Source organism: Ureibacillus sp. FSL W8-0352, assembly GCF_038004345.1.
In the GTDB taxonomy this organism is placed as follows: domain Bacteria; phylum Bacillota; class Bacilli; order Bacillales_A; family Planococcaceae; genus Ureibacillus; species Ureibacillus thermosphaericus.
Window position 1 is genome coordinate 802,704 of record NZ_JBBOQT010000001.1, and the last position, 24,871, is coordinate 827,574.

Genomic DNA, 24,871 nt, shown 5'->3' on the forward strand with positions numbered 1-24,871 from the left:
ATTTTAAAATTTCTCTCCAGGTCGAAATTTATTGCTTTATAAGCATCAAATGGCTACTAAAAATTGCTTTTCAAACGCACTTCAATTGTTCAGTTATCATAATAATGAGAGGATTTTATCTGAGATTGCTTGTTCAACATCGCCGCGCATCGATAAACTTTCCTTCGCAAAAGGTGCTAGTTGTTCGTTTGAACCAATCATCACGTTATGGAATGCATGTTCAAACATCGATATATCATTTGCATCATTCCCGAATGCAATATATGTATTTTCCTCAATTCCCAATGACTTTAAAGCACTTCCTTTATGAATCCCCTTTGGACTAATATCTATTACATCTTCATTGTGATGTCTATGTACAAAAACTTCAAGTTTTAAGACCTGTTCAGATAATTTATCCATATCATTAGCTGTTAATAATAATACTTTTACAATTTTATCAAGAGAATCTATATTTACTTGTTTAGCTAATTTTCCTGGATCAATATTATGAAAAATTGGGTGTGTTTTCGGTCCAGTATAAGCATAATTCCATTCCCCATCAATCAAATAAGTAGCTTGATACAGATTAATCAGTTCTTTTAATTCTTCCACTACCTTCTTTGGAAATGTGTGACTTTTTATCACTTTTCCCTCTTTCCATATTAATGAACCATTTCCGCCTATCATTGTCAGATCATGAAATTCTTTATCTATTACAGGCAGCATATCACGAATGGGGCGCGCTGAAGCAAAAATGATTTCATGCCCTTCTTCCCTCAACTTTTTTAACGATTGAAGAATTGTTTTTGATATCGGTTGCCCATTAAACACAATCGTCCCATCTAAATCGAACACATATATCAATGAACTCACCTTTTCTATGGAATAATACCATTTTAATGGTAGACTAAAATAGAGTACTTGTAAATAAATCACAACAACATCTTTTTTTATGTCATATACACTGCTTTTGACGCTCTATAGTTCAAATCAAAATACGCTAGTTACAGAAACTGTGTAACTAGCGCTCGACAAATTGAGGTCGCCTACATATTGCATTGAGACGCCCTTTATATTTTAACTAGATTATGCTCTAGCAATTGTTAAGTTAGTAGTATCTGTACTTAATAATCTTGTTGCTCCGCTAATGAAAGTTACCCAAACTAAGAAATTATCTTGGAATGCAATGAAGATTCCTTGTTGGTTTGAAAAACCATTGCCTCCTACCAAAATAGTGTCACCGAATTCTAATCCTAAATTGTTAAAGTGTTTTTCCATCACTTCATTCACCTCCATTCTTGAAGTTACTATAATAAATGCAAGTTTTAATAATTGATTTGAGTCATATGTACTAGAAATGAAGGAAAAAATTTCACATTTTTATAGAAAATCATCTAACGTAAATCTCCTTCTACAAATGCCTATTCCTATTAAATAAAAATAATAACAACAGGCAAAATAACAGTAATTAGACAATCACTAACTTCCTGTATTATCTAAAATTTTTATATAATCCTTCAAATTTAATTGGAGTAACCATATCATTTTCACGTGCTAGTCCTTCCCCTTCCCCACTTCCCTTTTACCAACTCGAAAATATTTTCTTCAGCAATGAAAAGACTATCAATATTATTTAGGATGAATTTCCTCTACCTTAATTTTTTGATCTGCCCACTTGAGTTATATTGCCTCTCTTACAAATTTCGAGGAAAATTATTCTGTTACAAAACTAGCAACCTGGTTTTTCTAATCATATTTGCTGTTCCATTAAAAAACATTTTTATAGAAGTTCTATTTTGAATAAAAAAATCATCCAAACTTTCGTGGATGATTTTTTTTATAAATGATCATTTTTTACTTAATTATTGTTCATGTTCAATCAAAGAAAATGAAGAATTTGTTAAAATTAATAAAATTAAATGCAAATTATTCATGATTATGATATAACTTTCATAAACTTTACAAGATAGTCTATTAGTACATATACATGGAAATACTGTTGTTTTTTCCATCAATTTATTCAAACAATTTATTCTACGTTATTATTCCTAAAAGGGTATAATAACAATATGGAGGTCGAGCATGCTTAAAATTAAAAAAATCGAATTTATTAAAGCAGTATATGATGAATCTTTATCTCATAATATTTTTTCTATTGCTAACATCTATTTTTCAAATTATCCGCCCATTCTAGGCGCGTTAATATATTGGAAGAAAAATAATTCGCGGTCTGAATTTACTCGTGAAGGAGAATATAAATTTTATTACAATCTTGATGATATTACTTATTTTGCTGCTGTAAAATTTCCAAAAGATACGAAGTTAACGAGAGATCAAAAACAAGAATTATCTTATATTTTATTAGACGAAAGAGGTTCCATCGGGACATATACCATCAAAACTCATCCAAGCCGTCGAAAGCGATTTAATCCGAAAAAAACCCTTGAACAATTAAACATACCTGATGATTTTGATGTCACGTCCATACCTGTTCATTACGGTCCTATTATTGATGAAACAAGTGCAGAAGAAATCCAAAGAGACAATCCGCATTTATCAAAGAAATTTATAATGGATTATTGTTACTGGAGATATAGTTTAATAAAGTTGCATCCAACGGAATTTGAGCCATATTTAAAATATGTAGATTTTGCTTATGTATGTTATGCATGTGATCAAATCACTGAAAAATATTTAATCGATCATTTAGATTTAGTAGATGTTGCCGCGCTGCAATATAATTATCCAGTACTCGCAAGACTAACTCCTTCATTTAAAAAATATATTGTTGACGAATTAATACGTAAAAAAGAAGAAATCAATCCTCATTTTGCAGATGAAATTGATGAATTTATTGAAGATGACACTTATTTTAGTGAATATGCAACCATTCATTTATTAGATGAAGATGAATATGAGGAAGAAGAGGAAAAAATAGATTTCCAATTTTTTGAGTTTGATCGCGGTCCATTTAAATGGCCTGGCAGCGAACACATGGTAAAAGGGATTCCTTCCCTCGCTTGCCAGTTATATGATGACATGGGTTATAAAAAACCAACAAATGAAGAAATGGATGAACAATTTAACAAATACAATGCAAAACAAATTTCATTAATTAGTGCGATTTTAGAGCCCCATTGGTTAAATCGATATAAAGATAAAATTGATTGGAAAATCGTATGTTTATATAATAAACATTTAACGGATGAATTTTTAAATGAGCATATAGAATACGTAGACTTTGAATGCTTAGGAAACAATTTAAGGTGTGTTTTATCGGAAGAATTCATTGAAAAACATATGAACCAATTCAATCACGATAAACCGGTACCATTAATTATTCGCTTTTTAACAGAGCAAATGTATTTAAATCATAAAGATAAAATCAAAGTAAATTCCGACTTACTTTTCCAATACTATGATTGTATTGGTGCTCCCGAATACAATCGTATACTCGATTTATTGGATGAATAGCTTCATTATCTTTTTAATTGAACGCCATTTTTAATGAAAATGGTGTTATTTTTTTACATACTGCAATTTTTTGCAAATAAATACCTCACTTGTTGTTACAAAACAAGTGAGGCTTTTAATCGACTTCAATTTTAAATATATCCAAATTATTAACCTCTTTCCTATAATCTAGCGATTTTATCTGATTATTTAACTTGTTCTTTCATTATTCGTGCATGCTCATTAAATCTGTCTAACTGTTCTTGAGATAAATGTTCGATAAAGTTTGTAAAATTGATTGGTTCAAGACCAAACTGCTCACATTTTGAAACATAATACTCATAGCCTTCTTGATAAATTGTCATACATATCCCCCTTTTATATTGTACTATAACAGTTGTTTTATTTTGATTCTAATATAGTACAGATTTAATTTTCTGTCAACGGTAAAATGAAAGACTTGTCTAAAAATTTAAACAAGTCTTCGTTAACCTTATATGAGGCTTTTCACCATTTTTGCGATTGTTGCTCCATCAGCCTTGCCAGCAAGGAGCGGTTTTGCAATTTTCATCGCCTCGCCCATATTCATTCCTTTTGTAATACCTGCGTCCACTAAAATTTTGACAATTTCTTCTTCTGATAATTGTTTTGGTAAGAAGCTTTGTAATATTTCCAGCTTACGATTTTCTTTTTCAATTAAGTCTTCACGGCTCGCTTGTTTTGCACCCTCTAACGCTTGTTGAGTCTGTTTCAATTCACGATTAATAACCGCTACTTCTTCTTCAAATGAAAGTTCAGAGCCTTTTTCTTTTTCTGCTTGATCTAATGCAGATTTTAATAATGTTAGAACTCCTTTCGCCACAACATCTTTTTCTTTCATCGCTTGTTTTAATTGTTCAAAAACTGTTTTTTTCAACATAATTATGCTCCTTTATTGATGTTTTATGTATTTCATTATAATAAAAATATTCAACCATATTAATTAATAGACATTCATTGTAATGGCTAACACTACATTTAATATAAATATGTGCTCGATTGAGCTTGCAGTATCACTACGACGATTGGAGCAGATGGTCATCACAATGTTTCATTTCTTTTTGTTCCTCCTCCCTACCCTTCACTAAATAAATTTGTCGATTATTTCTGAAAATTGTTTAATTTATTGTGAATATTGAAATAGCTGTAGGATAATTTACTTAATTCAAGTAATATGAAACTAATGTAAAGGAGGTATTGAGAATGCAAGTTCGTACGACGAGACTCGAAGAAGAAGAAGCAAAAATTGTCTATCAAGAAACAGCTGGTTTAGCCATTATCACCATTCATCGACCGCAATTAAAAAACGCTTTGACAGCAAAAATGTGGGATCAACTAGCAAAAATCGCTACGCAATCTATAAAAAATCCAAAAAATAAAGTATTAATTCTTCGAGGATCCGGTGAGAATTTTACTGCTGGTTCAGATATAAAAGAATTCAATCGCATGTCATTAGAAGAAGCTGAAGAGGCCTTTGTTCGAATGGAAAATACAATCTCCACCATCGAAAACTTACCACTCCCTACCATTGGTGTCATTAACGGTCCAGCGATGGGAGCAGGTCTTGAGCTTGCATTAGCTTGTGATATACGAATTGGTTCTGAGAAAGCTCGCATGGGAATTCCAGTTGGGAAGCTCGGCATTACATTGAATAATAAGTTTGCAAAACGACTCGTTGATTTAGTTGGCCCAGCAACGACAAAAGATTTTGTTTTCACTGGCCGTACATTTAAAGCAGAGGAAGCATATAGAGCCGGTATGTTAAACTACTTAGTGCCAGAAAAAGATTTAACTCGTTTCTCTATTCGTTTGGGAAAACTAGTGGCGAGCATGTCCCCTGCTTCATTACTGGCGGTCAAAAATTCGGTAAAAGAGTGCGTTAACTCAACTCCAGCCCTATGGCAAGGCACTACATCTTTTGTCGATCCTGAGGATTTTCCTGAAGGAGTTCGTGCTTTCGTTGAGAAACGAATGCCTCAGTTTAGACGGAAAAACTAAAGCTTTGTAGGCTTCAGAAAAGTCATTAGTAAATCCAAATCACGGCTATCAATTCCCTTTCGCCTAAAATCAATAACTGCAAGTAGATGTTTTCATATAATTCACACAAAATGCAATAGTAAGACTGTCCGAAAAAGTATTGTAGTTTTTGGACAGTCCTTTACATTATTCCTTTAATAAAAATTTGCATTTGCATTGGTTCAAATTCAAAATGGCGTTGAAATTCAATGGAAATCTGCTTTTGCAATTCTTCGATAGCATTGACCACATCGTAATGTACTGGTGCTTTAATCTGAAGGGATATATAAATTTTTGGCGTCAATTTCTTCATTGTGAATTGTATAGAATCTACTTTCGCGATAACCGGATAATTCGAAACAACATAGTGAATTAAATCAATAAAAACATTCGGTGATATTTCAATTGTTTGACGATGAAAATCAGGTTGAACAATCGTCGTTTCTCCTAATTTCACCCGATTCTTTGAAAAAATATCAAACCCTTTTTGAATAAAACGTTTAAAAAAATTTTGCTCCACTTGACGATAAGGAATGGGCATTAAATGTTTACCTTGAGTCGAGCGAATAAATTGAGCTAATTTAATCTCATTTTTCGAGCGTATGTTATCAATATAATAAAACTGTTGAATTGGACCAATGTTCAATTGTTCAGCAATTTTTTTTGTCATTTTATCGCTCGTTCCAATAATTAAAATCGATTGAATATGATGTTTTTTTATTGCATCCATTACTTCTTTTCTATGTAATTCATCTTGAAAGATCGCTCTTCGAATAGCTTTTATTGTATTTTTTTCAAATTTTGCTGAAGTACCTGCAATTTTTTGACCGTTCTTAATTAATAATCCATCATCAATGATTGCTTCAATTCGATGATCATGGGCAAACTGTAAAGCGCTCGTGCTTTTTCCAGAACCACTTGGACCACTTAGGGAATACACTCTCATATTTTCATCTCCAAAACTTTTACTATTTTTCTTGTATCATAAACAAAATTGTTAATTAAATCAAAAAACTTAATTTTTACTGTATTGAAGAAAGATTAAAAGTATTGAAAAATATGTTAAAATATTTTTTATATTCAAATTCGTCAAAATTAAGGAGTGTTACTATTGAATATTGTACCTTCTAAGAAGATGTCATTATTCCAACCAGCAATATTCGGTCAATTAAAGGATCATGCAAGAGCTTATCAAGAAAAAGGAATGAAAATGATTGATTTGAGCCTTGGAAGTCCAGATCTACCACCTCATGAAATGCTTCGCAATCACATGGCGGAAAAAAGCAAAAATCCTGCTGCCTATGGGTACACATTAACAGGAACAATGGAATTTAATGAGGCAGTTGCACGCTATTATAAGAGAGTCAATAAAGTAGATGTTAATGCCGAGTCAGAAGTTTTACTCACAATGGGTTCTCAAGAAGGACTAGTTCATTTACCAATCGCCTTTTGTGATCCTGGCGATATCGTTCTCACTACAAATCCTGCTTATGTCGCTTATATTGCCGGCATTCATTTGGCAGGTGCCCGCCCCTATTACATACCATTAAATAAGGAAAGAGGATTTCTTCCAGAATTAACAGCGATTCCTGAAGAAATTGCCCAGCAAGCGAAATTGCTTATTTTGAATTTACCAGGAAATCCTGTTCCGGCAATGCCTACTATCGAATATTTTACGGAAGTTGTAGAATTTGCAAAAAAATATAACATTATCGTCCTACATGATGCGGCCTACTCAGAATTTTACTTTACTGGAGAGGGACCAATCAGCTTCTTAAATGCTCCAGGTGCAAAGGATGTTGGAATAGAAATCAATTCTCTATCAAAAAGTTTCAGCTTAGCTGGCGCCAGAGTAGCTTACATCGTTGGCAATAGAGAAATGATAAATATTATGAAACAATTGAAATCAAATTTAGATTACGGTATTTTTGAACCGATTCAATCCACTGCCGCACTTGCTTTAGACAATTCGGAAGTTATCACTGATCATTTACGTAAGACATTTGCTGAAAGACATCATGTCATTACAAAAGGGCTAGAAAAAATCGGTTGGGAATACGCCCCATCAAACGGAGGGATGTTTGTTTGGGCGAAATATCCTTATTCCATTGATAGTGTGTCTTTCGCATTTAAAACTATAGAACAAGCAGGAGTAATCATGGTCCCAGGAATTACATTCGGATCTGAAGGAGAAGGATATGTACGCATTGCCCTCGTTCAAGAAAAAGAATTATTAGAGGAAGCGATTGAACGGTTACGCGAATTAAAAATTTAATATTATTCGAATTGATAAGCTATCATTCACTTGAATAGTTGAATGATAGTTTTTTCTTTATTTAAAACTGCGTTTATTACTTTAGTCTTGCAAGTTATTTCTTCAAAAAAATAAAAAACCGGCTAATAAATAGCCGATTTATTCTACATGATATTTATTCGTTTCATCTTCTTCAAATCGATTATAGCGCCTTTTAAATAATTGGAACATGTATGTCACTAACACTTTCAGCAAGGCATATCCTGGAATTCCTAATACGACACCAGCCACACCAAATAATGAACCCGCTGTTAATAATACGAAAATAATCGTAATTGGATGAATCTTTAATGAAGAACCCATGATATTCGGTGTAATAAGCTTTCCTTCAATTAATTGTACTATCGTCCATACTATAATTAATTTCAACACCATCAATGGTGAATTTACGATTGCAATGATGATGGCAGGTGTGATGGCGATGGCTGGCCCTAAATAAGGCACAACACTTGTAATCATCGCTAAAAATCCAAGTAAAAACGCATAATCTAACCCAATGATTAAAAATCCGATTGTCATCATGACGCCGATGCAGAAAGAAACTAAAATTTGACCCTGTATGTAATGACTGATTTGATGATCCATTGCTTTCATCACTTTGGATGCATCATTTCGCATGCGAGGAGGAAAAATACTTAAAATGAATTTTGGGAATTTTTCTCCTTCATACAATAGATAGAATAAAATAAACGGTACTGTTACTAAAGATAAAACGATTCCCGTTACCGTTGAAACAAATCCTGTAATACCGCTCGCTACAGTAGTTGCTAAATTCGCAAAAGTTTCCCTTACCGTCGTAATTAAATTGTTCGTTACATCCAGTAATACTCGGTCATAATCAATATTGTATTTCGAGAATAGTTCATTCACACCAGAATTATTTAAAAACGTAACAGTCCCTTCTACAACTGCCATGAAATAAACAGGAAACTCATGTACTAAATTCGTAAATTGATCCCGCAAAAATGGAAAGACAAGTAATACCAATAATGTAATGGCGCTAATCGCAATAATGAATATTAAAAAAATTGACCAAATTCTCGGGATCCACCGTTCCAACAAATACAATAACGGTCTAAATAAATAATATAAAATGACAGCAAGAACTCCTGGGAGTATTACTACTTCAAACAATACTTGAATCGGGTAAAAGATAAACGAAACTTTATTAAAAACGAAAATTACGCAGCCTAATAATAAAAGAACGAATAGTGAGAAAAGTAAATTTTTACCTCCAAGAAATCGAATGTATTTTGTTGTCTGAAACATGGAATATTTATTTTGTTTTACTTCTTGCTCTAATTCTTTGTCTTTTTCCAAAAAATCACCTCATCAAATTTCGACAAAATTATTTTATCATGAATAATTTCTGAAAAAAACTTCTCTACTCCCCTATTTTTAAAAATTCATGCAATTTTTTCTTATTGGCCTCCAAGTCAATTTCAATGACCGATCCTGCATGTTGATAGGAGTTAAATCGATATGTCCCTTCTACAGGAATTGTCATCTTTTCGATGGAAGGTGATCCACCTTTTGCAACTGATAAAGCAGTTTTTAGTTCCTCTACAGAAGACATATCCGTGATGATATAGCCTTGTGCTGCACCGATAAGTTTTGGTAAATTTTTTATATTTTGCGGTTTTAACAATTCGTCTTTTAATGCTTCAATGACTTTTTGTTGACGCTCTACTCTTCCAAAATCGCCTTCAGCATCGTGTCGAAATCTCGCATATCCTAATAATTCTTTACCGTTTAAACGTTGCAAACCTTTTGTTAAGGATATGCCAATATAAGCGGACATGTCTTTTTCAACTTCTATTTCAATACCATTTGGTGCTAAAATATCAATCATCGCTTCAAAGCTTTTGAAATCAATCACCATATAATGATGAATCGGGATTTCAAACATATGATTCAATGTATCCTTCAACAGTTGTACCCCACCTAAATAATAAGCGGTATTTAATTTCCAACGATCATATCCTGGTATATCTGCATAAATATCTCGCATGAAAGAAACTAACTTTAAATCGTTGGTTTCTTTATTCCAAGAAAGAACCATCATCGTATCGGATCGGGATTTTTCCTCTCCCCTACTATCCACACCAATTATTAAATAATTCTCGATTTTTTCTTTAGGTTCATCGGGTGTAAATTCTATTTCTTCTTTATTCTCTTCGCCAGCTAGTTCTAACCCCGTACGATATTGATGAATAGAATATGCAATGATTGCAATCAGCACAATGAAAATTGAAAATAGTATTACTCTACCTTTACGTAAACGTTTTTTCTTATAACGTTTTTCACTTCTACTACGAACTTGATTTTCTTCCATATTCATTCCCCTCAGACATATCACTTTATAAAAATATAACGATAATCAAAACGATAAGTTCGATATCAATTATTATACTATGCTATTTTACAAAAAGCTTTTTTTGCATATGAAAGTTGTAAATTTGATACTATAAAGTTATCTTGTAACATTGTTAAGAATTTTAAGCAATAGGAAGTGAAAAAAATGGAAAAAGCAACATTTGCTGGTGGATGTTTTTGGTGTATGGTAAAACCATTTGTTGAATGGGATGGAATTGAAAAGGTAACATCAGGTTATATGGGAGGTCATGTTGAAAATCCTACATATGAAGAAGTAAAATCTGGGAAAACTGGACATTTAGAAGTCGTACAAATCGAATTTAATCCAGATGTATTTCCATATGAAAAGCTTCTTGAAATTTATTGGATGCAAATTGACCCAACGGATGATGGAGGTCAGTTTCATGATCGCGGGGAATCTTATAAAACAGCCATTTTTTATCATACAGAAGAGCAACGAATCTTAGCGGAAAAATCGAAGAAACAACTAGAAGCAAGCGGCAAATTCAAAAAGCCAATCGTAACGGAAATTCGACCTGCCACACTCTTCTATGAAGCAGAAGAATATCATCAAGATTATTACAAGAAAAATCCCGAACATTACCTTGAAGACCGAAAAAAATCCGGAAGAGATGAATTCATACAAAAATACTGGAATAAATAAATGTTGAGCGGTTAAAAGTATGTTACTTTTGCCGCTCTTTTCATTTCTTTTAAAAACGCTCATTATGATTTGAAAGTTACTTCCCTGCTTTCCTAACTAAAAAACTTCCTTTTTATTTATCGGTAATTAGTTTACATAATATTTATATATTCATCTTAAATGGTAAAAAGTATGATTCAATAATCGATAGAAACATTCAATGTAACTGGGATTGGATTTAGATCTACTCATTACCTAAAGACTTTCGTAACATATATCATTTCGTAGAACAAAATTGCTATAGGTGAAAATGATTAGATCACATCCATTTTTTATAAAACAGTAGTGAAAAAATGAGAAAATTATTGTAAAATTTAATTATTCATTTCAATATTCCTTTTTATACCTTTTTATTACATTTTATTCCATCGTGCGGAGGGAATGAGCATTGACTACATATGTTACAAATACTCGTTCAAATGAACCAACAATTTTTAACTTCACTGGAAACAAAATCAAAACAGAAGACAGAGAAATTGATGTATTGGTAAAATTTGAGGAACCTTTAGTCGTTGTACTGGGTTCTGTATTAGATGATGAAGAATGTGACAGATTAATTGAATTATCAAGAAATCGTCTTCAACGTTCCAAAATTGGTGTAGAAAAAATTGTTAGCGATATCCGAACTAGTAGTGGAGCATTTTTGTCGGATGTTCAAGATGACCTTGTATCAACAGTTGAAAAAAGAATTTCTTCTATTGTAGGTATCCCTGTTGAACATGCGGAAGGTTTGCATATTTTAAATTACAAACCTGGACAAGAGTATAAAGAGCATTTTGATTATTTCGCAGCAACAAGTAAAGCAGCAAGCAATAATCGAATTTGTACAGTTGTTTTATATTTAAGTGATGTGGAAGATGGCGGAGAAACCTATTTCCCAAAACTTGGATTAAAAGTGTATCCTAGAAAAGGAATGGCTGTATATTTTGAATACTTTTACAACAATCAAACATTAAATGAATTAACATTACATGGCGGCGCTCCAGTTAATATAGGTGAAAAATGGATTGCAACGCTTTGGTTTAGAAGAAAGAAACTCGATTAATTTAATATGACAAATTCCCTTCTTTTCTTAAATGTCATTGCCTATACATTATAATCCCCTTTTGCATTCCCCTTCCTACATAAAAATGCAGAATTGGATTACTCATGATTCCAATTCTGCTTATATTTTGTTAACCAGTCCCCATTCATTACGTTGTTTTAATTCTATTCTTTCAAACTAATTCATCCTTGAATGCCAAACCTTCTATAGCTTTTCACTTCACTTCTTGATATAATGGTGCCATTATGTGTAAAAGAGAAAAAGAAGTTAAAATTTAACTTTTTTGCACATCGAAGTAGTATTAAAGGAGGAACTTACATGATTCAAGTAAGTAATGTAGGTCTTCGTTATGGTGATCGCAAACTTTTTGAAGATGTAAATATTAAATTTACGCCTGGGAACTGTTATGGTCTCATCGGAGCAAATGGAGCGGGAAAATCTACGTTCCTTAAAATATTATCAGGAGAAATCGAACCACAAGAAGGTCAAGTAATCATAGGGAAAGACCAACGTTTAGCAGTATTAAAACAAAACCATTTCGAATATGACGAATATACGGTATTAGAAACAGTGATTATGGGACATAAGCGCCTGTATGACGTAATGAAAGAAAAAGACGCCATTTATATGAAAGAAGATTTTTCAGATGAAGATGGCATGCGTGCTGCCGAACTAGAAGCAGAATTTGCAGAATTAAATGGTTGGGAAGCTGAATCAGAGGCGGCCACTCTATTACATGGCTTAGGTATCAGCGAAGATAAACATTATATGAAAATGGCTGATTTAGAAGGTTCAGAAAAAGTTAAAGTATTGCTTGCTCAAGCACTGTTTGGAAAACCAGATGTGCTGCTATTAGACGAGCCAACAAACCACTTAGATTTAAAAGCTATTCGTTGGTTGGAAGAGTTTTTAATCAACTTTGAAAATACTGTAATCGTTGTTTCGCACGATCGTCACTTCTTAAACAAAGTATGTACACACATTGCTGATTTAGACTTTGGACGAATTCAAATTTATGTGGGGAACTATGATTTCTGGTATGAATCTTCCCAACTAGCTTTAAAAATGGCACAAGAACAAAATAAGAAAAAAGAAGAAAAAATTAAAGAACTTCAGGAATTTATTGCCCGTTTTTCAGCAAACGCTTCTAAATCAAAACAAGCGACTAGCCGTAAAAAAATGCTCGAAAAAATACAATTGGAGGATATTAAACCATCCAGTCGTAAATATCCTTATATCAATTTCCAAATGAATCGAGAAATTGGTAATGACTGTCTTTCTGTAGATGGCTTAACTGCAACGCAAGATGGCCAAGTGCTATTTAAAGATATTCGTTTCATAATGAATCGTGACGATAAAATTGTGTTGCTAGGAAATCCTTTAGCAAAATCCGCATTGCTTGATATATTAATGGAAGAACGACAAGCTGATAGTGGTACTTTTAAATGGGGTGTTACTACTTCAAGAGCTTACTTCCCTATGGATAACTCAAAATACTTTGAAGGCAATGAGAAAACATTAGTGGATTGGTTGCGCCAATTCTCTCCAGAAGATCAAACAGAAACATTTTTACGTGGTTTCCTTGGCCGTATGCTCTTCTCAGGAGAAGAAGTGAAAAAATCACCTTCCGTGTTATCCGGAGGCGAAAAAGTTCGCTGTATGCTAGCAAAAATGATGCTTTCTGGTGCAAATGTGTTACTACTAGATGAACCAACAAACCACTTAGACTTAGAATCCATTCAAGCTCTGAACAACGGTTTAATTGCCTTTAAAGGTGCGATGATTTTCACATCCCATGACCATCAATTTATTCAAACAATAGCAAACCGCGTCATTGAAATTCAAGACGACGGGACTATTCTTGATAAACAATGCACATATGACGAATTCCTTGAATGGAAAGAAGCGCAAGGATTATTGTAATTTAGTGCAAGGCTGTTCGGATATTATTCCGACAGCCTTTTTTTGTGTATACATTAAGATTAGGTGAACAACAACACTTTATAGGATTATAACCAACATTCTTAGCAAGTTGCTTGCTCCAACGATAAACAAAACGATTTAATAGTCAAAATGATGAATATAATAGTCATTCTTTAACAAATATTAGTCAAACTTGCATCGATAATAGCCAACCACTAATTTTCCGTTTCAAAAATTTGTTTTATTAGTCAAAATAATCGATTTAATAGTCATTCTTCAAGAAATAATAGTCAAATTTCTATAAATAATAGCCATTCAATAAATAAACCCATTTTTGTTTACATAATATTATTATCATTAATATAGTGTTTGAATTTATATAAAACTATATAATGATAAATACTAACCAATGAAAGGAGTCGATAACACTGAAGGCTTTTTATCTTTCTCTCTGCTTTTTGTTCCTAATGATTGGCTGCCAACCCCAAGAAAACACAACTAATCAAAACGATGTTTCCCCAACCAATCAAAATGCTTCAGAAAATAATCATGAAGACTTAAGTCGATTTTTTAAACCTGATAAATCCATTGCGAAGTTCATAGGAGACGGGAATGAATTTGCAACGTATACTGAAAAAACAACTTGGTTGGACAAAAAATATGTAGGCACGATTGTCGATAACGGCGGCGTAACCATGATGAATATTTACAAAATCGGCGATGATAAAATTGAAATGATTTACAAAGAACCGGTTGATCACGATGCAACTTTCCCTGGATTAGAAGAAATCAAATCAATGCAGCCAATTGAGACTTATTTTGCAAAACCAATTCAAGTCGGTACAACGTTCGGCAATTGGAAAATTGTCGACACAGGTATAAGTGTTGAAACCCCATATAAAATATTTGAAGATGTAATTGTAATTGAAGAAAACGGTGATAACTATGTAAACCGTAAATATTTCGCGGAAGGATTTGGAGAGATTAAAACTGAATATATAATGAATACAGATCAAGGCGAAAAATATATTGTCACTTCCACTTTAGAATCCATTACAATGGATTAAAGTTTATACTTAATACTCAGCAATCCCCAGACAAACGGAATAGAAAAACCGAACGATTTTTTGAAACTCTATATTTAGTTTCAATATCGTTCGGTTTTTATTGTGATTGAAATACCAAAATACATATTAATTTCGATTTTATGAAGGTTCATTTCAGTTCTAATCCTTCCCTCTTCTCCCATTATTCTGCGCCTTAGCCATCCAGAATATAAATTTCCAGTATTTCTGAGCATCTAATACAATTTTCTCAAAATATGTTTCCCTAGTTTTTCTGATGGAGACAACGGATTTCATGTAAAACTCATTTTCTTAGTGGGCATTTATAATTGTTGCTATATAGGTTGATACATGTATAACTTCTACCAAATTCTTCTTCAATAGCAATTTAATTTTTAAAATAGAATCTTTATCAAGCATATTATGCTGTGCAATCATTCATTAAATTTGAGCTCTGCTTCGCAATCATATGATTAATTTTATATATGTAAATCTATGAAAATTATTTTCTGTTACTTTTGACTTATTTAATATAATGCATCTATTTTTAGAGAATAATTTCTACCCTTTTACATACGTATTAATGAGGAATTTCTGAAAATATGTAAGAAATTTCTTGAGAATTCTAGAATTTTACAAAAAGGAGGTTTTTTATGGTATTAGGATTTATTGGGCTTCTAGGTAGTTTAGCATTAATGATTTATTTGACGATGAGAGGCGTAAACTTGCTGATTGCAGCCCCTTTCGCAGCATTTATAGCAGCAATATTAAGTGGTATTACAATTTTCCCACAATTAGCTGCTGAAGGAGATCCAGATTTTATCACAAGTTATATGGGCGGATTTACGGGATTCATTAGTTCTTGGTGGCTCATGTTCTTAGCGGGAGCAATATTCGGAAAAGTGATGGAAGATAGCGGTGCTGCAGATAGCGTTTCAAAATGGATTATCGAAAAAATCGGTGCTAAACATGCCATTTTAGCAGTTGTTGTCGCATGTGCAGTACTTACTTATGGGGGAGTTAGTTTATTCATTGTTGCCTTCTCGGTATTCCCAATGGCATTAGCCCTATTTAAAGAAGCTAATCTACCAAGAAGGTTCATTCCTGCTGCTTTGGCATTGGGATCAGTAACGTTTACGATGACTTCTGCTGGTTCACCAGAGATTCAAAACTGGATTCCTATTCAATATTTGGGGACGACGCCTTATGCTGGGTGGCAAGTTAGCTTAATTGTGGCCATCTTTATGGCTGTCGCAGGGTATTTTTGGCTAAAATGGATGGTCAATCGTGCTGTTGCGAAAGGTGAAAAATTTGTTGCAAAAGAAGCAGATAACCTAGATAAAGGGGAAAATCGTGCACTTCCTAGTCCTTTACTTAGTCTTTTGCCATTAATCGTTGTGCTCGGGTTTTCGTTTATTTTCCATGAAAAGTTAGGAACATCGGCATTAATCATCGCTCTACTAGGTGGAATTATTACAACTTATCTTATTAGCTTCAAGTATATGCAAAATCGTGATAAAGCAATTGCAGAAGGTGCACTGGGAGCCGTGATTGCCATTGCGAATACAGCAGCTGTGGTTGGTTACGGCGGCGTTGTAAAACAAACAGAAGCCTTTTTAACGACGGTTGATTATATGACGAACATCCCTGGCAGTCCACTTATCGGTGGTGCTATTGCTGTTGCTGTATTAGCAGGTCTGACTGGTTCATCTTCTGGCGGTCAATCTATTGCTTTACCGTTAATTGCACCACATTACTTAGATATGGGGGTCAATCCGGAACAATTGCACCGTGTTGTTGCCATTGCTTCTGGATCGTTAGACACATTGCCACATAGTGGTTACGTTGTTACAACCATCACTGCCATTGCACAAGAATCGCATAAAGATGCTTATCCAGCAATGGGTGCTTTAACAGTCATTATTCCGTTACTCGGAACTATTCTAGCAATCATTCTATTCTCTTTAGGTTTATAAAAATAATGTTGGAGGTCCAAACATGAAAGGAAAAACACTTTTTGTTACAGGAAGTGCACAGGGAATTGGATTTGAAATCGCAAAAAACTTTGCTGAAGCGGGTGCAAATGTCGTCATTTCGGATATTCATCAAGAAAAATTAGACCAAGCATTAAAGGAATTACCTGATAATGTTTCAAGTGTTGTCTGTGATGTAACAAGCGAAGAACAAATTAAACAGGCAATTGATTTCACTGTTGAAAAATACGGTTCGATTGACATTTTAATAAACAATGCAGGCATACAACATGTAGCGTTCATTGAAGATTTCCCTACCGAAAAATTTGAATTAATGATTAAAATTATGTTGACTGCCCCATTTATTACGATGAAATATGCGATTCCACATATGAAAAAGAATCAATTCGGTAGAATCATCAATATCGCTTCGATCAATGGTTTAATTGGATTTGCTGGAAAGTCAGCATACAATTCTGCAAAACACGGTGTAATTGGTCTAACAAAAGTAGCCGCATTAGAAACAGCACCGCATCAAATAACTGTGAACGCGATATGTCCAGGCTATGTAGATACAGCTTTAGTTCGAGGACAATTTGAAGATTTGGCGAAAACTCGCAATATAGCAGTTGAAAATGTGTTAGAAGAAGTCCTTTACCCTTTAGTTCCTCAAAAGCGGCTAATTTCGGTAGATGAGGTTGCTTCCTTAGCGCTTTTCTTAGCTAGCGATGCCGCTAAAGGAATTACAGGGCAAGCAGTTGTGTTAGATGGAGGTTATACCGCTCAATAAGCGAATGTTCAACATTTACTTAGATTGAAATAGTAATTAACATAATTTAAAGCAACATCTTCTTTTGGGAGAAAATGTTGCTTTTTGAATTGTTGTTTGAAATTTATTATTCATTTACAACTTGTTCTTCTGTATCCTCATCAATTTTTTCATTCGTAGTTGGAGGTAAAATTTCTTTCTTCACAGTTTCGTCAGTGATTTTACTACTTGCATATTTCTTTTTCAATTCGAAGTATACATCCAATACTTCTCGGGCAATTTGATTGTTATGTGAATGGCTAAAGTTTGTTGTCACCCAAGGAATCACCACAGCATAAGCAACCTCAGGGTTTTCAAACGGAGCGAAGCCAACATGAGATACTGTTTCAGTTAATGTGCCAAATTTTTCTCGAATCGGGCCATAGTAAACTACTTCCGCAGTACCTGTTTTCCCTGCTGCTGTAAACGGTGCATTTGCAAATTGAGCGCGGGCAGTACCTTGGCTGCCAATATATACTCTGCGAAGCCCTTGTTTTACATGATTAATTTCTTCTTCAGTATTTGAGATTCTATTCAAAATTTTCGGTTGGACTTCTTCAATTAAAGGTCCTAAAGTTTTTCCATCTTTAGATGGTTCACGAATTTCTTTTAATAGTCTTGGCTGCACTCGATATCCACCGTTTGCTACCGTTGAAATATATTGCACCAATTGCATCGGTGTATACGTATCGAATTGTCCGATTGCTAAGTCTAGAATTTTACCAGGAGTATCCATTTTTCCTTGGAATCCTGCAAATTCATTCGGTAAATCAATTCCTGTATTGACACCTAAACCAAATTCAGCATAACCATTTCTCATTTTTTTCAAAACATCTTCTTTTAATTGTAGCCCCATATTATAGCGATAGTTTACTCCACCAATTTTCATAGCAATTTGGAACATATAGGAGTTTGAAGAACGCTCTAACGCTGTTAAATCATTCATTGCAATGCGGCCACCTCTGTTGAAGATGGAACTTTTCGATTTTGTACCTGCAAGCTTAATTGGTTGGTCAATTAAAACTGTACCAGGTTTTATAACGCCCTCTTTATATCCCATTAATATAGTAGCCGCTTTCACCGTTGAACCGGCTTCATAAGCTGTCGTAAATGTTCCGTAAGAATAATCAATCACATATGGTTTTCCCGTTTCTGGATCCTTTTCTATTTTCTTTCCAACCATCGCCAGTATTTCACCAGTATTCGGATTCATCATCACGAAAAAGGCACGATCCAATAAGGAAGATCCACCTATCGATTTTAATTGCAGCAATTTCTCTTCAACAATTTTTTCAGCAGCTGCTTGCAATTCAATATCGATCGTCGTTACCAAATCATTCCCAGGTTTCCCTTCAAAGGTCGTAATCATATCTATGACTTCGCCTTTTTTGTTCGTAATATTTTTCACAACAGATTTATGGCCTTGAAGTAATTCTTCATATTGCGATTCAAAATAACTTTCTCCAACCCGATCATTTCGAGAATAACCACGGGCTAAATAATAATTTAATTCAGACTTTGGAATCCCCTTACTAGGGACTGTTGTTCTACCTAATACCGATAACGAACTTAACTTCACCCTTTTCCAATCGGTCGTCGTATTGACACCTGGCAATTCATATAATCGTTCAGAAACACGTGCAAACTCTTCATCGGATACATTTTCACTTTTAATAATTTGTGGAGACAAATAATATCCAGAAGACATTTCACGATAAATTGCTAACACTTCCAAATCAAAAGGCGTTAGCTCCGCCAATTCTTCTTCGGTAATTCGATCTCTCACTAATTGGTCGATTTCTGCTTGAGCCTTTTTCTCATCTTCATGTTTTTCCTTTATTTTTTTCTCTTCTGCTTTCGAAACTTTCGCATAGGCTTTTTCTGTATTTTTTAAAATCCAAAAGTCTTGCTTATCACGAAGCGTTACTCGTTTCGTTGGTTGTTCAATTAGCATAGCCAATTTTTCAGCGACTTCTAACATTTCTTCTTGAGACGTTGATTGAAACTTTGTATATGTAATGGCGTTTTGCGGATCGTTATCTACGAGAATTCTTCCATATCGATCATAAATTCTTCCACGGGGAACACTCGTATTGACCGCTACTTCTTCCGTTCTTTCTATTGCCCGAACATATTCTTCTCCTTTTACGATTTGTAAATAACCTAAGCGAAAAATGAGCATGGAGAACAAAACAAAAATCGAAATAAACAGGACGTTCATTCGAAATGAAAGACTGGTACGAGAGTTTCCTTTATTGTTTGTTTTCTTTACATTTCGCATATGTCCCCCCCTTTCAAAAAAACCCATACATGCTCTTTAGTATATCATTTTAAAGTTTGAGAAAAAAGGAGATTCCCTTCTTGATTTGTAACGGTTCTTTTTATTTTTAGGTTTCCTTTTTTAACATAAAGATATTACTTGGATTTTTCAAATTAAACATTCTTCGATGATTAGTTTAATAAAAAATTAAAAAACATCAATAAATAAACATTGATCAACTTTTTCTATAAAATTGAAAACGACTCAAGCTTCCTACATTGTGAAGCCTAAGCCGTTTATGTTGTTAACTTAGTAAATATTATTTTTTCAAATTGATAAGACTATCAGCAATCGTTCTATCAATTAAAATTGAATAATTTTCGGATCTTTTCCTTTCGAATTCATGATACGAATTTGAGAAGGAACGATTTTTAAAACTACCATATTCGGATCATCTGGACCATCGAACCAAAATCTTAATACTTTGTTCCACACTTTTTCTTTCATTCCTTCATCGGATGAAACTTCCGCTTTTCCTTCTATTTCTAAATAGGCATCGCCAAATCCTTTCCCATCATAACCAATTAAAATATGTGTGTATGGATTTTTCGAAAGTTCTTCAACTTTATGGGTATTTTTGCTCGTAACCGTATACAAAGTGAAATTATCGTTATAAAACGTCATATAGCGAGTGTGAGGTTTATCTCCTTCAATGGTAGCCATTGTTCCAATTAACTGATTATTTAATATTTTTTCAGCAATTTCTTTATCTGTTTTTGGCATTGCAACCACTCCATTTGACCTTTTTATTTTTAGTATTTCATAAATTCCTAAAAATATGTGATTGTTAAATTACGGGGCGCCAATTTTTTAGAAATTCTTCAGTTCTTGCCCTTCCCAATTGAATTAATTGCTCTTTTGCATCATCATCTAAATCAAATTGTGTAGCACTATATTGTTCAACAGGAATGAAGATAATATTTTTTTCGTGTCTTCTTGAGATATATCGATTATCGTGGGCATTCATCATCGCCTTAAATAATGCTTCAAATAAATTTAACCCATTATCAATTATCTGTGGTGGAATTTCTCCTTCTGGTCTGCTGAGTTTTAATCCTAATAATGGCCTTTTCCTTTTACCGTTATCATAAATCCATAATGGAAAATTGCTTAATACCCCACCGTCAACGAATACGGAATCTCCTTTTCCATTACTTAACATGACCGGCTCAAAGAAAAAAGGAATACCACAGCTCATTCTCAACGCTTTTGCGACAGAAAAATCTCTCCAATCCTTTCCATATAAATGCAAGTCATCAGGTATGACAATTATGCGACCATTCGTTAAATCGGAGGTGACAACTTTCAATGAATCCTTTGGTAAATCCCCAAATGTATACACATCTTTTTCTGCTAATTTTTTGTACAACCATCTTTCTAGCGCTTTTCCTTTGTACAATCCTAATCGAAAATATAAATTCAGCCATTTTATAAAAGGAAGAGTTTTTGAAAATTTGGGTGGATCAAGAAGCGATTTTGTATCTAATTCTTCTAATGCCTTTTCAATCTCTTTTACGGTAAACCCTGCCGCGATAAATGCAGCTACGATTGAACCAGCACTCGTTCCTGCGACTCTTTTAAAGATAAAACCCTTCTCACTCAAAACTTGATAGGCACCAACAAACGCAAAAGCTTTTATTCCACCACCTGAAAAAACACCATCAATTTCCATTTTCTCTCTCCCTTATTTTTCATTGGTATACTTTAAGAAAAAATAAGGGATTTTAGAACGATTTATCGAAAATAATCGAATCAATAAGAAAAAATTCGCAAGTTCCATAACAGTGTAGACTGTTTATTCGGAAAGCTTGCGAATTTTTGGTAATATTGATTACTCATTTAAGATAGAAGGATTTTGCTTACTAGAGGGTTTACGTTTATTTTCATTTTGATTTTCTTTTTTTGCTTTTTCATTTTGACCTATCACATCTAAATCATCGGGACTTAAATCATATCCATATCCATACTCTTCCCGATCTAATTGATTTCTTTTCTTCTTTGACAATGTAGTCACCTCCATTGGACTTAATTTGTCACAAACCCATTATTTTATACTGGAATAGGAATCACTAATAATTACATCATTGAAATAGTAAAAAAAGACGAACCCAAATGATTCGCCTCTTACTTTAAATTCTCTTCTTATCCAGATCTCTTCTATCTGATGTATAGTAGAAGCAACCGTTAAAAACGGAGATTATAAATCCTTTAAAAATTTTATAGAAGGTCTGCCAAATGTGGAGTTTTGTTACCGTATATCAGGAAAAGCATGCTTTATGCTTAAACTGCAATTTGAAAGCTTTTCCAAGGTAGAAGAGTTTATCAATGATGTAAGTCCATACGCAACTAACGTCACCCATTTCATTTTTTCCAAGGTTCAAACAACGATGAAATTTAGTGAATGAAATTTAATATCTAGGCTCAGTCAAACTTACCGATAATCTTTTCAAAAATAAAAAAAGGAAAACCTATGTTTAGGCTTTCCTCATTTTTTTAAAGTCAATTATTTTGCTGCAGCATATTTTTCTGCTACAACGTCCCAGTTTACTACATTCCAGAATGCAGCAATGTAGTCAGGACGACGGTTTTGATATTTTAAGTAATAAGCGTGTTCCCAAACGTCTAATCCAAGGATTGGTGTTTGGCCTTCCATGTATGGAGAATCTTGGTTTGGCGTAGAAGTGATTTTTAATTCACCGTTATCTACTACTAACCAAGCCCATCCAGAACCGAAGCGGCCTGCAGCAGCTTTTGCAAACTCTTCTTTAAATGCATCGAAGCTACCGAATTTCGCATCAATTGCAGAAGCTAACTCACCAGTTGGAGTTTTTGAACCTCCAGGTGTTAAAATTTCCCAGAATAATGAGTGATTTGCATGTCCGCCACCATTATTGCGAACTGCAGTTTGTTTATCAGCTGGAAGGGCATTGATATTTGAAATAAGTTCGATTAAATCTTTATCAGCGTATTCAGTACCTTCTACAGCAGCATTTAAATTTGTTACATACGTATTGTGGTGTCTTGTATGATGGATCTCCATTGTTTGTGCATCAATGTGTGGTTCTAAAGCATCGTAAGCATAAGGTAATTTTGGTAATTCGAATGCCATTAGAATTTCCTCCTTTGTATAAATCAGTAATTTCCTACCTCTATAAGATTATCAAAATAGAGGTAGTCATTCAACGATTTAGCTCTTACTTGGTGATTTTCATACTTTTGGCTGAAATCAATCCATTGTTTGTCTTTTACCAGTGACGCACTTATTTTTCAACCAAACTCACTATTTCCTTTTAGATGATTTTTTATACAAAAAAACTTATTATGCGATTGCGATTACAAAAACAATAATCATCACTAATTGGATCATCGTTTTTGTTACAACAGATGTTAAGAAGCCAACAAGTGATCCAATACCAGCTCGAACCGCTTGGCTAAAATCTTTTTTTGCAACTATCATTTCTCCAATTACCGCACCTATGAATGGCCCAATAATTATGCCCAGAAATGGTATGATAAATGGTCCTGCTATTAATCCAATGGTGCTGCCCCAAAGTCCAGCCTTCGTTCCGCCAAACTTTTTCACGCCAATCAGATTCGCTAAAGTATCCGCCACAAACAATAAAATAACAAACAGAATCTCGATGATCCAAAACCACCATGAAAGTTCTGCAAAGGAGAAAAACAAACCATAAACGATAAATCCTAATAGTATAAATAATACCGATGGAATGATTGGATAAACTAATCCTACAAAAGCCACGATAAAACAAATAATAATGAGTAACCAAGCAATGATTTCCAAGTTCTTCCCTCCATGATACAGTTTACGGACAGGTTTGCAAAAAGTTTCAATAAAATGTTTTTGTACGTTTTTTCTTTTCATCATTTCATGTTAAACTCTCAATGGAGGAGAAGAAAATGGTTACTCATTTACAAATATTCATACACAGTCTGTTTCAACCAAACAAGCTAGCTGCTTATCGACTATTAACAATCGGTAAAGTAATTCAATATGTATTTATTCTAATTGCGATTGTTACGATTTTCTCGTTTATACAATTTTTAACAGGGGTATCGAAAACTACTATTCAATTTGAAGGGTTGCAACAATATGTCTCTGATATTCAATGGCTGCTCTATCCTTTTGCGCTTCTTTTATTACTCTTAACTTCTACCGTTTTATTATTTGTGAGAATTACCATTTACGCAGCCATCGGAACATTATTATTAAAAATATTCAATCGTCGCGGGGAATATCGACATATGTGGAGAACGACCGCATTAGCGATTACATGGTCAACACTACTATCTATCCTATTTTCATTTATTAATATATCTAGTTGGTTTGGAACAGTTGTTAATGCCATCATTACCATCATTCTATTAACAATTGCATCACTAAAATATCCAAAAATAGAAAAAAAGAAGTTCTGAATCCTTCTTTGCTTCATATAGTGGAGCAAGGAGGGTTTTTATATGAGATTTTTTCTATTAACATCTATCATCATCATAATCGTTACGGTCATTAAAATAGATTTAACTGAAGGAACAGTACCATTAATCGCGTTTTCTGAAAGCGTTGACCAATGCAATGAACAACTAGCTGTAAAAACAGTACCTGTTATTACAAAAGAAGGGGATACTGTACAAGGGTTACTCGCCCAATATCCAACAGATGAAAGAATTTCAGTACCAGAACGAATGGCGGATTTTTACAAATTTAATCCACATTTAAAAAATCAAGTCATAGCACCAGGTGAATTAATCAAAATACCGATTTACTCAAATAACCATGAATGTAAAAAATAAAAAAACGTGTTTCTTCCTTGTCGACACTATTTTACACTGCTAAAAT

At 33.7% G+C, this 24,871-nt stretch carries 24 protein-coding genes and 1 pseudogene; 12 read left to right on the forward strand and 13 right to left on the reverse strand.

Annotated features, from left to right (window positions below; genetic code table 11):
• Nucleotides 1–96 precede the first annotated feature (96 nt).
• On the reverse strand, nt 97–846 hold the full coding sequence (locus tag NST98_RS04050; RefSeq protein WP_016838107.1) for an HAD-IIB family hydrolase: 750 nt from the start codon (nt 844–846) through the stop codon (nt 97–99).
• Between the two features lie 222 nt (nt 847–1,068).
• Nucleotides 1,069–1,263 carry a hypothetical protein gene (locus NST98_RS04055; protein WP_016838108.1) on the reverse strand — a complete coding sequence of 65 codons (195 nt, stop codon included), beginning with the start codon at nt 1,261–1,263 and terminating at the stop codon, nt 1,069–1,071.
• Between the two features lie 801 nt (nt 1,264–2,064).
• On the opposite strand from NST98_RS04055, the gene NST98_RS04060 reads away from it, so the two are divergent.
• Nucleotides 2,065–3,456, forward strand: a complete 1,392-nt coding sequence (locus NST98_RS04060; protein ID WP_016838110.1) for a hypothetical protein — start codon at nt 2,065–2,067, stop codon at nt 3,454–3,456.
• A 185-nt stretch (nt 3,457–3,641) separates the two neighbouring features.
• On the opposite strand, the gene NST98_RS04065 is transcribed toward NST98_RS04060, so the two are convergent.
• Both NST98_RS04065 and NST98_RS04070 read right to left on the reverse strand, forming a co-directional pair.
• A complete protein-coding gene (locus tag NST98_RS04065; RefSeq protein ID WP_016838111.1) occupies nt 3,642–3,800 on the reverse strand; it encodes a hypothetical protein in 159 nt (52 codons plus the stop codon).
• 128 nt (nt 3,801–3,928) lie between these two features.
• Nucleotides 3,929–4,354, reverse strand: coding sequence for a GatB/YqeY domain-containing protein (locus tag NST98_RS04070; protein ID WP_016838112.1), 426 nt, complete (start codon nt 4,352–4,354; stop codon nt 3,929–3,931).
• 323 nt (nt 4,355–4,677) lie between these two features.
• Between NST98_RS04070 and NST98_RS04075 the strand changes: the two genes are divergently transcribed.
• Nucleotides 4,678–5,472, forward strand: coding sequence for an enoyl-CoA hydratase/isomerase family protein (locus NST98_RS04075; RefSeq protein ID WP_016838113.1), 795 nt, complete (start codon nt 4,678–4,680; stop codon nt 5,470–5,472).
• A gap of 160 nt (nt 5,473–5,632) precedes the next feature.
• Here NST98_RS04075 and NST98_RS04080 read toward each other — a convergent pair whose 3' ends face one another.
• Nucleotides 5,633–6,436 (reverse strand): hypothetical protein, encoded by an 804-nt coding sequence (locus NST98_RS04080; protein ID WP_016838114.1) that lies wholly within the window; start codon nt 6,434–6,436, stop codon nt 5,633–5,635.
• Between the two features lie 165 nt (nt 6,437–6,601).
• Here NST98_RS04080 and NST98_RS04085 point away from each other — a divergent pair, with 165 nt between their 5' ends.
• On the forward strand, nt 6,602–7,765 hold the full coding sequence (locus NST98_RS04085) for an aminotransferase class I/II-fold pyridoxal phosphate-dependent enzyme (RefSeq protein WP_016838115.1): 1,164 nt from the start codon (nt 6,602–6,604) through the stop codon (nt 7,763–7,765).
• Nucleotides 7,766–7,903: 138 nt separating this feature from the next.
• Here NST98_RS04085 and NST98_RS04090 read toward each other — a convergent pair whose 3' ends face one another.
• On the reverse strand, nt 7,904–9,073 hold the full coding sequence (locus tag NST98_RS04090) for an AI-2E family transporter (RefSeq protein WP_340436603.1): 1,170 nt from the start codon (nt 9,071–9,073) through the stop codon (nt 7,904–7,906).
• Between the two features lie 115 nt (nt 9,074–9,188).
• Complete coding sequence (locus NST98_RS04095; protein WP_340714507.1) at nt 9,189–10,139, reverse strand: LCP family protein; 951 nt, start codon at nt 10,137–10,139, stop codon at nt 9,189–9,191.
• Nucleotides 10,140–10,325: 186 nt separating this feature from the next.
• On the opposite strand from NST98_RS04095, the gene msrA reads away from it, so the two are divergent.
• The 6 genes from msrA (at nt 10,326) to NST98_RS04125 (ending at nt 17,678) form a co-directional block, all read left to right on the forward strand.
• Complete coding sequence (gene msrA / locus NST98_RS04100; RefSeq protein WP_340705435.1) at nt 10,326–10,844, forward strand: peptide-methionine (S)-S-oxide reductase MsrA; 519 nt, start codon at nt 10,326–10,328, stop codon at nt 10,842–10,844.
• A gap of 427 nt (nt 10,845–11,271) precedes the next feature.
• Nucleotides 11,272–11,928 carry a 2OG-Fe(II) oxygenase gene (locus tag NST98_RS04105; protein WP_016838119.1) on the forward strand — a complete coding sequence of 219 codons (657 nt, stop codon included), beginning with the start codon at nt 11,272–11,274 and terminating at the stop codon, nt 11,926–11,928.
• Between the two features lie 318 nt (nt 11,929–12,246).
• The gene (locus NST98_RS04110) at nt 12,247–13,851 is read left to right on the forward strand and encodes an ABC-F family ATP-binding cassette domain-containing protein (protein ID WP_340714508.1); all 1,605 of its coding nucleotides are present in this window, start codon (nt 12,247–12,249) and stop codon (nt 13,849–13,851) included.
• Between the two features lie 467 nt (nt 13,852–14,318).
• Nucleotides 14,319–14,918 (forward strand): hypothetical protein, encoded by a 600-nt coding sequence (locus NST98_RS04115; RefSeq protein WP_340714509.1) that lies wholly within the window; start codon nt 14,319–14,321, stop codon nt 14,916–14,918.
• A gap of 650 nt (nt 14,919–15,568) precedes the next feature.
• Nucleotides 15,569–16,891 (forward strand): GntP family permease, encoded by a 1,323-nt coding sequence (locus NST98_RS04120; protein ID WP_340714510.1) that lies wholly within the window; start codon nt 15,569–15,571, stop codon nt 16,889–16,891.
• Between the two features lie 22 nt (nt 16,892–16,913).
• Complete coding sequence (locus tag NST98_RS04125) at nt 16,914–17,678, forward strand: 3-hydroxybutyrate dehydrogenase (protein ID WP_340714511.1); 765 nt, start codon at nt 16,914–16,916, stop codon at nt 17,676–17,678.
• Nucleotides 17,679–17,784: 106 nt separating this feature from the next.
• On the opposite strand, the gene NST98_RS04130 is transcribed toward NST98_RS04125, so the two are convergent.
• From NST98_RS04130 to NST98_RS04145, 4 genes are all read right to left on the reverse strand, one after another.
• A complete protein-coding gene (locus NST98_RS04130; protein WP_340714512.1) occupies nt 17,785–19,977 on the reverse strand; it encodes a penicillin-binding transpeptidase domain-containing protein in 2,193 nt (730 codons plus the stop codon).
• A 342-nt stretch (nt 19,978–20,319) separates the two neighbouring features.
• Nucleotides 20,320–20,739, reverse strand: a complete 420-nt coding sequence (locus NST98_RS04135; RefSeq protein ID WP_016838968.1) for a pyridoxamine 5'-phosphate oxidase family protein — start codon at nt 20,737–20,739, stop codon at nt 20,320–20,322.
• Nucleotides 20,740–20,803: 64 nt separating this feature from the next.
• A complete protein-coding gene (locus NST98_RS04140) occupies nt 20,804–21,688 on the reverse strand; it encodes a patatin-like phospholipase family protein (RefSeq protein WP_016838969.1) in 885 nt (294 codons plus the stop codon).
• A 159-nt stretch (nt 21,689–21,847) separates the two neighbouring features.
• Nucleotides 21,848–22,036 carry a hypothetical protein gene (locus NST98_RS04145; protein WP_172597866.1) on the reverse strand — a complete coding sequence of 63 codons (189 nt, stop codon included), beginning with the start codon at nt 22,034–22,036 and terminating at the stop codon, nt 21,848–21,850.
• Between the two features lie 145 nt (nt 22,037–22,181).
• Here NST98_RS04145 and NST98_RS04150 point away from each other — a divergent pair.
• A pseudogene (locus tag NST98_RS04150) lies at nt 22,182–22,421 on the forward strand (Lrp/AsnC ligand binding domain-containing protein); the annotation flags it as partial.
• A 98-nt stretch (nt 22,422–22,519) separates the two neighbouring features.
• On the opposite strand, the gene NST98_RS04155 reads toward NST98_RS04150, so the two are convergent.
• Both NST98_RS04155 and NST98_RS04160 read right to left on the reverse strand, forming a co-directional pair.
• Nucleotides 22,520–23,125, reverse strand: a complete 606-nt coding sequence (locus NST98_RS04155; protein ID WP_016838971.1) for a superoxide dismutase — start codon at nt 23,123–23,125, stop codon at nt 22,520–22,522.
• Nucleotides 23,126–23,335: 210 nt separating this feature from the next.
• Nucleotides 23,336–23,818, reverse strand: coding sequence for a DUF456 domain-containing protein (locus NST98_RS04160; RefSeq protein WP_340715666.1), 483 nt, complete (start codon nt 23,816–23,818; stop codon nt 23,336–23,338).
• 116 nt (nt 23,819–23,934) lie between these two features.
• Between NST98_RS04160 and NST98_RS04165 the strand changes: the two genes are divergently transcribed.
• Together NST98_RS04165 and NST98_RS04170 are read left to right on the forward strand one after the other, a co-directional pair.
• Nucleotides 23,935–24,450, forward strand: a complete 516-nt coding sequence (locus tag NST98_RS04165) for a DUF1189 family protein (RefSeq protein ID WP_016838973.1) — start codon at nt 23,935–23,937, stop codon at nt 24,448–24,450.
• A 42-nt stretch (nt 24,451–24,492) separates the two neighbouring features.
• Nucleotides 24,493–24,825: a LysM peptidoglycan-binding domain-containing protein gene (locus NST98_RS04170; RefSeq protein WP_016838974.1), complete on the forward strand. Its 333-nt coding sequence runs from the start codon at nt 24,493–24,495 to the stop codon at nt 24,823–24,825.
• Nucleotides 24,826–24,871 lie beyond the last annotated feature (46 nt).